Raw genomic sequence first — 11,742 nt, 5'->3', positions numbered from 1 at the left:
CGCCCCCGGTGCTCGTCCGGTGCCGGTACGGCCTCACAGTCGCTTGACCCCCTTGATCCTTCCCGCGCGTGCGGCGCGGCTCCGTGCGGCCCTCAGGCGCATCCCGCCCCGCTGGCTGCCGATCCGCAGCCCGGTGCCCGTGGCCAGCCAGCCGGCGGCGACGTCTCCGCTGCCGGAACTGTCGGCCACGGGGTCGTTCTCGGTACGTCTGGCGAGCGCCATGATCAGCGGAACCGTGAACGGCGCGAGGAGCAGGTCGTACACGGCGGCGGTGAACAGCAGGCTGCCCAGGCCCACATGGCGGGCCGCGGTGTCGCCCACGAGGGCGCCGACCCCGGCGTACAGCAGGGTCGATCCGATGGCTGCGGCCACCACGAAGGCCATCGGGGTGAACGCCGACTTGAGCTGGCCCTTCTCGGGCCGGGCCATTCCGGCGATGTAACCGATGAGGCAGAGGACCAGGGCGTAGCGCCCGGCCGCGTGGTCGGCGGGGGGCGCCAGGTCTGCGAGGAGGCCCGCGCCGAAGCCGATGAGGGCGCCGCTGACGGGTCCGTAGACGAAGGCGAGTCCGAGGACGACGAGGAGCACCAGGTCGGGCGTGGCGCCCGGCAGTTGGAGGCGGGCGAGTACGGAGACCTGGATGACGAGGGCGACCACGACCAGGGAGACGGAGAGCAGCGTCCGGTTGATACGCATGGGGATCAGCTCTATTCCTGGTCGTTCGCCGCGTCACCGGCGGGTGTGTCGGCGTTCGCGGAGGGGCTGCCGGAGGCGTCCGGGTCGGGCTTCTCGTTGACGTTCCCGACGACCTTCCCACTGGCGTCGACGAGGTCGCCGTTGGGCTGCACGGTGACCGTGACGGTCGGGGTGGGCTTGGGCTTCTCCGGCTTCTTGGGCTGCTTCGGCAGGACCATGTCGCGGGGGTCCTCGCGGGGGGCCTGGACGACGACGCCGACGATGTCGAGCTTGGTGAAGCCGACGAACGGGCGGACGTAGACGGTCCGGGTCAGGTCACCGCCCGAGGGGTCCACGCGCACGACCTGTCCGACCGGCACGCCGGGGACGAAGGGCTTGTCCTTGCTGGACCCGAAGGTGACCAGCCGGTCGCCCTTCTTCACGTCGGCCTTGCCGTTGAGGAACTGGACCGAGAGGGGCCGGGAGCCCTGTCCGGTCGCGAAGCCGAGCTCGTCGGTCTTCTCCAGGCGGGTGCCGACGGTGAAGTCGGGGTCGTTGGCCAGCAGGACGGTCGCGGTGTCGGGGCCGACCGTCGTGACCCGGCCGACGAGCCCCTCGCCGTTCAGCACGGTCATGTCGCGCAGGATGCCGTCGTTCGTCCCCGCGTCGATGGTGATGGTCCAGGAGAAGCCCTGGGCCGCTCCTATGGCGATGACCTCGGCGCCCTTGATGCCGTACTGGCCGGCTCCGGCGCTCTTGAGCATGGTGTCCAGCTGACGGACCTTGCTGGTGTTGCGGTCGTCGCTGCCGAGCCTGGTCTTCAGTGCGGCGTTCTCGTGCTCCAGAGCCGCGATCCGGTCGTGCCGGTCACCGGACTCCCGTACGGCGCCGATGGCGTTGCCCACCGGGTCCACCGCTGCCGCGACGCCGTTCTCCACCGGTCCGAAGACCGTGGCGGCGGCCTGCCGGGCCCCGTCCACCGGTGACTCCTCGCCACCGCGGATATCGACCGTGATCAGGGCGAATGCGATGGCGATCAGCAGCACCAGGAGCAGCCGGCTCTCTCGTGTGTCCCTCACGTGCGGCGGCCGTGCCTTCCTCGTCGGAATGTTCGTGCCTGTATACCAACGTTCCGCCGTACGGGGCGGTTTGCGCCCGTACGGCGGAACATCGTTTTCTACCTTCGGGGCTGGGCGTCCAGCACCTGCTGCAGCGCCTCGAACTCCTCGACGCACTTGCCGGATCCGAGTGCCACCGAGTCCAGCGGGTCCTCGGCGATGTGGATCGGCATGCCCGTCTCGTGGCGCAGGCGCTCGTCGAGACCCCGCAGGAGCGCGCCACCGCCGGTGAGGACGATGCCGCGGTCCATGACGTCACCGGAGAGCTCCGGCGGGCACTTGTCGAGCGTGGTCTTCACGGCGTCGACGATCGCGTTGACCGGTTCCTCGATGGCCTTGCGGACCTCCGTCGCCGAGATGACGACGGTCTTGGGCAGGCCGGAGACCAGGTCGCGGCCACGGATCTCGGTGTGCTCGTCCTTCTCCATCTCGAAGGCCGAACCGATGGTGATCTTGATCTGTTCGGCGGTGCGCTCACCGAGGAGGAGGGAGTACTCCTTCTTGACGTGCTGGATGATCGCGTTGTCCAGTTCGTCACCGGCCACCCGGATCGACTGGGCAGTGACGATTCCGCCGAGCGAGATCACGGCGACCTCGGTGGTGCCGCCACCGATGTCGACGACCATGTTTCCGGTGGCCTCGTGGACCGGCAGTCCGGAGCCGATGGCCGCGGCCATGGGCTCCTCGATGATGTGCACCTGGCGGGCGCCTGCCTGCGTCGACGCCTCGATGACGGCGCGTCGCTCGACTCCTGTGATGCCGGAGGGCACACAGACGACGACCCGGGGGCGGGCCAGGTAGCGGCGCTTGTGGATCTTGAGGATGAAGTAGCGGAGCATGCGCTCCGTGATCTCGAAGTCGGCGATCACACCGTCCTTCAGCGGCCGCACGGCAACGATGTTGCCCGGTGTGCGGCCGATCATCTTCTTGGCCTCGGCGCCGACCGCCAGGATGCCGCCGGTGTTGGTGTTGATGGCCACGACGGACGGCTCGTTCAGTACGATGCCGCGCCCCCTGACGTACACCAGCGTGTTGGCAGTCCCGAGGTCGATAGCCATGTCACGGCCGATGAACGACATTGAGTTCCCCTTGTTCCCCATGAGGATGCGTCGGGCCTTCCCGGAAAGCGAAGAATGGCTTGTTCAGGTAGGCGAGGGTTGGCGCTGCGGGCGTGGAAGCTTCCATCGTAGTGCCGTATGCACGGACACAGCGCGAGGGTCCTTCGCCATGACGAGCGGAACGGCTGTCCGTTCCACCCATGGTGACGTTACGTCGGAGGGATGCGTTCCCGCGATACGGGACCCTATGCCGAAGGGCGACCGAATTACTTCGGTCGCCCCAGGTCATGAGCGCTGTTTGGCGGAGCCGAAGTCAGGAAAGGCCGGGAAAGAAAAGCTTGAGTTCTCGCTCTGCGGACTCCTCGGAGTCCGAGGCGTGGATGAGGTTCTCCCGGGTGACCGTGCCGAAGTCACCGCGGATCGAGCCGGGCGCGGCGGCGATCGGGTCGGTCGGACCGGCGAGCGCGCGGACCCCCTCGATCACCCGCTCGCCTTCGGCCACAAGAGCGACGACGGGGCCGGAGGCCATGAATTCGACGAGGGGCTCGTAGAACGGACGGCCCTTGTGCTCGCCGTAGTGCTGCTCCAGGGTCTCCTGGTCGAGCGTGCGCAGCTCCAGCGCGGTGATCGTCCAGCCGGCCTTGCGCTCGATGCGGCCGACGATCTCGCCGATCAGCCCACGCCGGACGGCGTCGGGCTTGAGAAGGACGAGGGTGCGCTGGGTCATGTGCGGCTCCTTGCAGACTTCCGGTGCGGGGTGCGGGTGAGGGCGAGATTACAGGGCTGTGGGAGCGGCCCGACGGCCGGGCTCACTCTGCGTCATCCTTGGGCCGGAGCCTGGGCGCTATCCTGCGCCTCGGCCTGCGCCGCCCACCGCGCCTTCGCCTCGTCGATCTTGCGGCCGTAGTGCACGGACGCCCACCACAGGGCGCCGAAGGCGATCCCGAGGATGTACATCATCGGGACGAAGAAACCACTCAGGACCAGCGCGATCTGCAGCGCCCAGCCGAGCTGGATGCCACCGGGCCTGGTGATCACACCGCACAGCAGGACGGACAGCAGCATCCCGACTCCGCAGACCGTCCACACGGTGCCCATGGACATGCCGTCGAGCTTCATCGCCACGAGTCCGGCGAATCCGATGACGAAGAACTCCCCGATCAGCGTCGATGCACAGAGCGTACGCACAGATCAGCGCCTTCCCAGGAGCAGCCGGGCCTCGCCGACCGTGATCACGGAACCGGTCACCAGGACGCCGGCGCCCGCGTATTCGGCATCCTCCTCGGCCAGGGTGATGGCCGCCTCCAGGGCGTCGTCCAGACGGGGCTCGACCTGGACGCGCTCGTGGCCGAAGACCTCGACGGCGATCGCGGCGAGCGCGTCCGCGTCCATGGCGCGCTCACTGGAGTTCTGGGTCACGACGATCTCGGCGAAGATCGGCTCGAAGGCTTCGAGGAGCCCCCGGACGTCCTTGCCGTCGCTGGCGCCGACGACCCCGATGAGGCGCGTGAAGCTGAACGCCTCGCTGACCCCCTCCGAAGCCGCGAGGGCACCGGCCGGGTTGTGCGCCGCGTCCAGGACGATCGTCGGGCTGGAGCGCACGACCTCCAGGCGGCCCGGCGAGAGGACCGAGAGGAAGGCCTTGCGGACCACTTCGACATCGAGACTGCGGCTCTGCTCCGCACCGATGCCGAAGAACGCCTCGACGGCTGCGAGCGCCACCACCGCGTTGTGCGCCTGGTGGGCGCCGTACAGCGGCAGGAAGATGTTGTCGTACTCGCCGCCCAGGCCCCGCAGGGTCAGGAGCTGGCCGCCGACTGCGATCTCCCGCGAGACGATGCCGAACTCCATGCCCTCACGGGCGACCGTGGCGTCCACCTCGACGGCCTTCTTCAGCATGACCTGCGCGGCGTCGACCGGCTGCTGGGCCAGGATCACCGTCGCGTCCTGCTTGATGACGCCGGACTTCTCCTCGGCGATCTCGGCCGGCGTCGTGCCGAGCCGGTCCGTGTGGTCGAGGGAGATCGGTGTGATCACGGCGACCGAACCGTCGATGACGTTCGTCGCGTCCCAGGTCCCGCCCATGCCGACCTCGACGACCGCCACGTCGACCGGCGCGTCCGCGAACGCCGCGTACGCCATGCCCGTCAGCACCTCGAAGAAGGAGAGCCGGTAGGGCTGCTGGGCGTCGACCATCTCGACGTACGGCTTGATGTCGTTGTACGTCTCGATGAAGCGCTCGGCCTCGATCGGCGCACCGTCCAGGCTGATGCGTTCGGTGACCGACTGGACGTGCGGCGAGGTGTAGCGCCCGATACGGAGGTCGAAGGCGCCGAGCAGCGCCTCGATCATCCGGGCCGTGCTGGTCTTGCCGTTGGTCCCCGTGATGTGGATCGAGGGGTAGGCGCGCTGGGGCTCGCCGAGCACGTCCATCAGGGCGGCGATCCGGGTCACCGAGGGCTCGAGCTTGGTCTCGCCCCAGCGGCCCGCGAGCTCCTGCTCCACGGCGCGCAGCGCTCTGTCCGTCTCGGGGTCGGCGGGGCGGTCGGGGACCGCCTCGCCCTGCGGCGGGCCGGACTGGGTGCGCAGCGTCCGGCTCCCGGCCTCGATCACCGCCAGGTCGGGGTCGCGCTGGGTCTCTTCGTCGACGATCTCCGCGAAGGTGTCGTCGGGATCTGACGCGTCGTGCCGGTCTGAAGGGCGGGGCTCACTCACAGGGCCAGTCTACGGATGGCGCCGGACATCGCGCGCAGCGCCCGCCGCGGTACGCACCCGGGCACGGCGAAGCCCCCGCACTCCCGGTCGGTCGGGGGTGCGGGGGCTCCGTACTCAGGTCATCAGCCCTGCGGCAGATTCGCCAGCTGGGCGGTGATCCGCTCGATGTCGGCCTCCGCCTTGGCGAGCCGGCCGCGGATCTTGTCGACCACGTTGTCCGGCGCCTTGGCCAGGAATGCCTCGTTGCCGAGCTTTCCGGTGGCCTGGGCCTTTTCCTTCTCGGCCGCGCCCAGGTCCTTCGTCAGGCGCTTGCGCTCCGCCTCGACGTCGATCGTGCCGGACAGGTCGAGGGCGACCGTGGCTCCGGCGACCGGGAGGGTCGCCGTCGCGTGGAAGTCGTCCCCGGCGGGCTGCAGGCGCAGCAGTTGACGGATGGCGGCCTCGTGCGGCGCGAGCACCGTGCCGGTGACCGTCAGCTCGGCCGGGACCTTCTGGCCGGGCTGCAGCCCCTGGTCGGAGCGGAAGCGGCGGACCTCGGTGACGACCTGCTGGACGAGCTCGATCTCCTTCTCGGCCGCGTCGTCGCGGAAGCCGCTGTCCTTCGGCCAGTCCGCGACGACGACCGACTCCTTGCCCGTGAGCGTGGTCCAGAGCGCCTCCGTCACGAACGGGACGATCGGGTGCAGCAGGCGCAGGGTCACGTCCAGGACCTCGCCGAGGACCCGCGCGGAGACCTTGGCCTGCTCACCACCGGCGAAGAAGGTGGTCTTGGACAGCTCGACGTACCAGTCGAAGACCTCGTCCCACGCGAAGTGGTAGAGCGCGTCGCTGAGCTTCGCGAACTGGAAGTCGTCGTAGAACGCGTCGGCGTCGGCGACGGTCTTGTTCAGCCGCGACAGGATCCAGCGGTCGGTGGCCGACAGCTGCTCGACGGGCGGGAGCTCGCCCTCGACCGTCGCACCGTTCATCATCGCGAACCGGGTGGCGTTCCAGATCTTGTTGGCGAAGTTCCGGGACGCCTGGACCCAGTCCTCCCCGATCGGGACGTCGGTGCCGGGGTTGGCGCCCCTGGCCAGGGTGAAGCGGACGGCGTCGGAGCCGTAGGTGTCCATCCAGTCCAGCGGGTCGACGACGTTGCCGAAGGACTTCGACATCTTCTTGCCGCGCTCGTCGCGGACGAGGCCCGTGAGGGCGATCGTCTTGAAGGGGACCTCTCCGTCCATGACGTACAGGCCGAACATCATCATCCGGGCGACCCAGAAGAAGATGATGTCGTGGCCGGTGACCAGGACGTCGGTCGGATAGAACTTCTTGAGGTCCGGCGTCTCCTCGGGCCAGCCGAGCGTGGAGAACGGCCACAGGCCGGAGGAGAACCAGGTGTCCAGGACGTCGGTGTCCTGGGTCCAGCCCTCGCCTGTGGGCGGCTGCTCGTCGGGGCCGACGCAGACGACCTCGCCGTCGGGGCCGTACCAGACGGGGATGCGGTGGCCCCACCAGAGCTGGCGCGAGATGCACCAGTCGCGGAGGTTGTCGACCCAGTCGAAGTACCGCTGCTCCATCTCCTTGGGGTGGATCGCGACCCGCCCGTCGCGGACCGCGTCACCGGCGGCCTTCGCGAGGGTCTCGACCTTGACCCACCACTGCAGCGAGAGGCGCGGCTCGACCGTGGTGCGGCAGCGGGAGCAGTGGCCGACGGAGTGGACGTACGGACGCTTCTCCGCGACGATCCGGCCCTGACCGCGCAGCGCGCCGACGATGGCGGAACGGGCCTCGAAACGGTCGAGCCCCTCGAACGGACCGGGGACGGTGATGACGCCCCGCTCGTCCATGACGGTCATCGACTCCAGGCCGTGACGCTGTCCGATGGCGAAGTCGTTCGGGTCGTGCGCCGGCGTCACCTTGACGGCGCCGGTGCCGAACTCCGGGTCGACGTGGGTGTCCGCGACGACCGGGATGGTGCGGTCGGTGAGGGGCAGTTTGATGCGTGTGCCGACGAGGTGGGCGTACCGCTCGTCGTCGGGGTGGACCGCGACGGCGGTGTCGCCGAGCATCGTCTCGGCGCGGGTCGTGGCGACGACCAGCGTGTTCTCGCCCTCGCCGTACTGGATCGAGACGAGCTCGCCGTCGTCGTCCTGGTAGTCGACCTCGATGTCCGAGATGGCCGTCAGACAGCGCGGGCACCAGTTGATGATGCGCTCGGCGCGGTAGATCAGGCCGTCGTCGTACATCTTCTTGAAGACGGTCTGGACGGCGGCCGAGAGGCCCTCGTCCATGGTGAAGCGCTCGCGGGACCAGTCGACGCCGTCACCGAGGCGGCGCATCTGCCCGAGGATCTTGCCGCCGTACTCCTCCTTCCACTGCCAGACGCGCTCGACGAACTCCTCGCGGCCCAGGTCGTGGCGGGACTTGCCCTCCTCGCCGAGCTGCTGCTCGACCTTGTTCTGGGTGGCGATGCCTGCGTGGTCCATGCCGGGAAGCCACAGAGTCTCGTATCCCTGCATCCGCTTGCGGCGGGTGAGGGCGTCCATGAGCGTGTGCTGGAAGGCGTGGCCGAGGTGCAGGGAGCCGGTGACGTTGGGCGGCGGGATGACGATCGTGTACGGAGGCTTCTCACTCTCCGGGTCGGCCGTGAAGTAACCGCGCTCCACCCAGCGCTCGTACAGCTTCCCCTCTACCTCGGCCGGCGCGTACTGGGTCGGCAGTTCGGGGATGCTGGCTGGCTGCTGCGCTGCGTTCTCGGTCACGGCACACAGTTTAGGGGCGTCACAGTCGTGCACTGAAACCGGTTTGTTGAGTAACGGTGTGCCCCCGGATGCCCTGTGCGGACGCGGCTTCCGTCAGGATGTGCGGAACGCATAAGCATCTGGAGGGGGACAGCACCATGAGCCACAACCAGCCGGGGCCGTACGGCGGTCAGCCGCCGCAGGGCCAGCCCGGACCCTACGGTCAGCAGCCGGGCCCGTACGGCCAGCAGCCCGGCCCCTACGGCGGTCCGCCGCCCCAGGGGCCGCCGCAGGGCCAGCCCGGCTACGGATACCCGCAGCAGGCCCCCCAGGGCGTTCCTCCGCAGCAGCAGCCCCCGCAGCCGGGATACGGCTACCCGCAGGGCCAGCAGCCGGGGCCGTACGGCCAGCAGCCGGGCCCGTACGGGCAGCAGCCGCCCACTCCCCCGTACGGCGCTCAGCCGGCGTACCCGGGCATGCCTCCTCAGCCGGGCGCCCCGAAGAAGAAGACGGGTCTGATCATCGGCGCGGCCGTGGTGGCGCTGGCGGTTGTCGCGGGCGGGGTGTACTTCCTCACGTCGGGCGGCTCCAGCAACAGCGATGTCGCCGACTCCACCAAGGGCTACAAGCTGACACCGGCCGCCTCGGTGGACGACTACAGGCAGGACGCCTCGAAGGGCGAGCCGGAGTCGACGATGACCGGCAAGGACAAGGCGGATGCGGAAGCCATGGGGGTCAAGAACCCTCACCAGGTCGGTGCCCAGTACCTGAGCGGTGACCTCAAGCAGAACCCCCTCACCACGAAGATGCTCATGCTCCAGGGCGCATGGGGCGAGATCGGGGACCCCGCGCGGGTGATCGACGGCTCCTTCAAGAACGCCGAGAAGGAAGCGGCGACGAGCGAGGACACGAAGGCGTCCCTGGTCGGCAGCCCCAAGTCGGTCACTCCCGCCGGCTTCGAGGGCGCACTGATGAAGTGCCAGGACGTCAAGATCGTCAACGAGGACGCCGACGGCTCCGCGTCGAAGGGGCCCAAGGAAATGACCATGCCGGTCTGCATCTGGGCCGACTACAGCACCGTGGGTGTGGTGATCGGTTTCGACATCGGCGGAGCCATGACCAACAAGCCGATGACCCAGGACGAGGTGGCGGCACTCGCGGCCAAGCTGTACAACACCTCGCGCACCAAGATCTGACCCGACCCGTAACGCCGAAGGGGCGCCCGGCCGTTGGCCGGGCGCCCCTTCGGCGTGTGTGCCGCCGCCGCTACGCGGACTTCTCGTGCCGGCCGCCGCCGTCGTTCTTGCCGATCGTGCGCGGCTCGCGCGGGACCAGCGTCGGGTTGACGTTGTTGCGGACGACGTCCGGGGTGATGACCACGCGGGCCACGTCCTTGCGCGACGGGACCTCGTACATCACGGACTGGAGGACTTCCTCCATGATGGCGCGCAGACCGCGCGCGCCCGTCTGGCGGAGGATCGCCTGGTCGGCGATGGCTTCGAGGGCCTCGCGCTCGAAGTCCAGCTCCACGCCGTCGAGTTCGAAGAGGCGCTGGTACTGCTTCACCAAGGCGTTGCGCGGCTCGACCAGGATCTGGAGCAGCGCCTCGCGGTCCAGGTTGTGGACCGAGGTGAGCACGGGAAGACGGCCGATGAACTCGGGGATCATCCCGAACTTCACCAGGTCCTCCGGCATGACCTCCTGGAACTGGTCGCTCGCCTGGATCTCCAGCTTGGAGCGGATCGTCGCGCCGAACCCGATGCCCTTGGCGCCGGCCCGCGACTCGATGATCTTCTCCAGACCGGAGAAGGCACCGCCCACGATGAACAGCACGTTCGTCGTGTCGATCTGGATGAACTCCTGGTGCGGGTGCTTCCGTCCACCCTGCGGCGGCACGGAGGCGGTGGTGCCCTCCAGGATCTTCAACAGGGCCTGCTGCACGCCCTCGCCGGACACGTCCCGCGTGATCGAGGGGTTCTCGCTCTTGCGCGCGACCTTGTCGATCTCGTCGATGTAGATGATCCCCGTCTCGGCCTTCTTGACGTCGTAGTCAGCGGCCTGGATCAGCTTGAGCAGGATGTTCTCGACGTCCTCGCCGACGTAGCCGGCCTCCGTCAGCGCCGTCGCGTCCGCGATGGCGAACGGGACGTTGAGCATGCGGGCCAGCGTCTGCGCGAGAAGGGTCTTGCCGGAGCCCGTGGGGCCCAGCAGCAGGATGTTGGACTTGGCGAGCTCGATCGCGTCGTCACGATTCGAACCGCCGCCGTTCTCCCCGGCCTGGACCCGCTTGTAGTGGTTGTACACAGCGACCGAGAGGGCCTTCTTCGCGGGCTCCTGCCCGACGACGTACCCCTCGAGGAACTCGTAGATCTCACGCGGCTTGGGGAGTTCCTCCCACCGCACCTCGGAGGTCTCGGCGAGCTCCTCCTCGATGATCTCGTTGCAGAGATCGATGCACTCGTCGCAGATGTACACACCGGGTCCCGCGATGAGCTTCTTCACCTGCTTCTGGCTCTTTCCGCAGAACGAGCACTTGAGCAAGTCGCCGCCATCACCGATGCGTGCCACGAGGTGCTTCCCCTTCGCCTGGGAGCAGCCTGGTTCAGCGGCTCCTGGTGCCTCTATCCGACGGTACCTTGCCTGGCCCCCCGTACGGGCCCCCCTTGGCACGGTTCACACGGCCGTGGTCGTGGATACGGAATGTGCCAAGGGGAAAGACCGACGTCAGACGGACGCGCCGGCTGTGGTCTTACGGGTGGAGACAATCTGGTCCACCAGACCGTACGCGAGTGCGTCGTCCGCGGTAAGGATCTTGTCCCTCTCGATGTCCTCGCTGATCTTCTCCAGCGGGGTCGTGGAGTGCCTGGCCAGCATCTCCTCGAGCTGCGAGCGCATCCGCAGGATCTCCTGGGCCGCGATCTCCAGGTCGGAGAGCTGCTCGCGGCCGGTCTGCGAGGACGGCTGGTGGATCAGGACACGGGCGTGCGGGAGCGCCATGCGCTTGCCCGGGGTGCCCGCGGCCAGCAGGACGGCGGCGGCGGAGGCGGCCTGTCCCATGCAGACGGTCTGGATGTCCGGCTTCACGAACTGCATGGTGTCGTAGATCGCGGTGAGCGCGGTGAACGAGCCGCCGGGGCTGTTGATGTAGATCGAGATGTCGCGGTCCGGGTCCATCGACTCGAGGCACAGCAGCTGCGCCATGACGTCGTTGGCCGAGGCGTCGTCGATCTGGACGCCGAGGAAGATCACGCGCTCCTCGAAGAGCTTCGCGTACGGGTCGTACTCACGCACACCCTGCGAGGTGCGCTCCACGAAGCGCGGGACGACGTAGCGGTTGTCCACCTGCGGGCCGGTGTAGAGGCCGCTCGCGGAGGCGCCGGGGAAGTTGTTCATGTGGGTGTTCACCATCCTGGTGGCGTTCATGGGGCTGGAGGTCTCGGCGTACGAGAGGGT

General features: G+C 68.6%; 10 protein-coding genes. 1 reads left to right on the top strand and 9 read right to left on the bottom strand.

All coding sequences use genetic code 11. The features are described from left to right. Positions 1–33: 33 nt before the first annotated feature. The 7 genes from mreD to OG206_RS21870 all read right to left on the bottom strand — a co-directional run bounded on the left by mreD (position 34) and on the right by OG206_RS21870 (position 8,310). Entirely contained in the window at positions 34–696 is a 663-nt protein-coding gene (mreD, locus tag OG206_RS21900) for a rod shape-determining protein MreD (protein WP_327118642.1), read from the bottom strand. Positions 697–707: 11 nt separating this feature from the next. Beyond that, positions 708–1,754: a rod shape-determining protein MreC gene (gene mreC, locus OG206_RS21895; protein WP_327118640.1), complete on the bottom strand. Its 1,047-nt coding sequence runs from the start codon at positions 1,752–1,754 to the stop codon at positions 708–710. A gap of 98 nt (positions 1,755–1,852) precedes the next feature. Further along, positions 1,853–2,872: a rod shape-determining protein gene (locus OG206_RS21890; RefSeq protein ID WP_104785636.1), complete on the bottom strand. Its 1,020-nt coding sequence runs from the start codon at positions 2,870–2,872 to the stop codon at positions 1,853–1,855. Positions 2,873–3,164: 292 nt separating this feature from the next. Further along, on the bottom strand, positions 3,165–3,578 hold the full coding sequence (gene ndk / locus OG206_RS21885; protein ID WP_033299402.1) for a nucleoside-diphosphate kinase: 414 nt from the start codon (positions 3,576–3,578) through the stop codon (positions 3,165–3,167). 92 nt (positions 3,579–3,670) lie between these two features. Next, positions 3,671–4,039 (bottom strand): DUF4233 domain-containing protein, encoded by a 369-nt coding sequence (locus OG206_RS21880; RefSeq protein ID WP_327118634.1) that lies wholly within the window; start codon positions 4,037–4,039, stop codon positions 3,671–3,673. A gap of 3 nt (positions 4,040–4,042) precedes the next feature. Beyond that, positions 4,043–5,566 carry a bifunctional tetrahydrofolate synthase/dihydrofolate synthase gene (folC, locus tag OG206_RS21875; RefSeq protein ID WP_327118632.1) on the bottom strand — a complete coding sequence of 508 codons (1,524 nt, stop codon included), beginning with the start codon at positions 5,564–5,566 and terminating at the stop codon, positions 4,043–4,045. A gap of 122 nt (positions 5,567–5,688) precedes the next feature. Then, positions 5,689–8,310: a valine--tRNA ligase gene (locus OG206_RS21870; protein ID WP_327118630.1), complete on the bottom strand. Its 2,622-nt coding sequence runs from the start codon at positions 8,308–8,310 to the stop codon at positions 5,689–5,691. Positions 8,311–8,447: 137 nt separating this feature from the next. Here OG206_RS21870 and OG206_RS21865 point away from each other — a divergent pair, with 137 nt between their 5' ends. Then, on the top strand, positions 8,448–9,485 hold the full coding sequence (locus tag OG206_RS21865; RefSeq protein WP_327118628.1) for a hypothetical protein: 1,038 nt from the start codon (positions 8,448–8,450) through the stop codon (positions 9,483–9,485). 70 nt (positions 9,486–9,555) lie between these two features. Here OG206_RS21865 and clpX read toward each other — a convergent pair whose 3' ends face one another. Together clpX and OG206_RS21855 are read right to left on the bottom strand one after the other, a co-directional pair. Continuing rightward, the gene (gene clpX / locus OG206_RS21860; RefSeq protein WP_327118626.1) at positions 9,556–10,857 is read right to left on the bottom strand and encodes an ATP-dependent Clp protease ATP-binding subunit ClpX; all 1,302 of its coding nucleotides are present in this window, start codon (positions 10,855–10,857) and stop codon (positions 9,556–9,558) included. A 156-nt stretch (positions 10,858–11,013) separates the two neighbouring features. Continuing rightward, complete coding sequence (locus OG206_RS21855; protein WP_327122357.1) at positions 11,014–11,697, bottom strand: ATP-dependent Clp protease proteolytic subunit; 684 nt, start codon at positions 11,695–11,697, stop codon at positions 11,014–11,016. Between the last annotated feature and the right edge of the window lie 45 nt (positions 11,698–11,742).

The sequence above is a fragment of the Streptomyces sp. NBC_01341 genome, assembly GCF_035946055.1.
In the GTDB taxonomy this organism is placed as follows: domain Bacteria; phylum Actinomycetota; class Actinomycetes; order Streptomycetales; family Streptomycetaceae; genus Streptomyces.
Note: the sequence above shows the minus strand (reverse complement) of the source record. Positions and strands in the feature narration are given on the sequence as shown.

What these genes read in the sequence shown, in the direction of transcription:
- mreD (WP_327118642.1), bottom strand. Translation starts at nt 696, where the DNA reads ATGCGTATCAACCGGACGCTGCTCTCCGTCTCCCTGGTCGTGGTCGCC.
- OG206_RS21865 (WP_327118628.1), top strand. Translation starts at nt 8,448, where the DNA reads ATGAGCCACAACCAGCCGGGGCCGTACGGCGGTCAGCCGCCGCAGGGC.
- ndk (WP_033299402.1), bottom strand. Translation starts at nt 3,578, where the DNA reads ATGACCCAGCGCACCCTCGTCCTTCTCAAGCCCGACGCCGTCCGGCGT.
- OG206_RS21855 (WP_327122357.1), bottom strand. Translation starts at nt 11,697, where the DNA reads ATGGTGAACACCCACATGAACAACTTCCCCGGCGCCTCCGCGAGCGGC.
- OG206_RS21890 (WP_104785636.1), bottom strand. Translation starts at nt 2,872, where the DNA reads ATGTCGTTCATCGGCCGTGACATGGCTATCGACCTCGGGACTGCCAAC.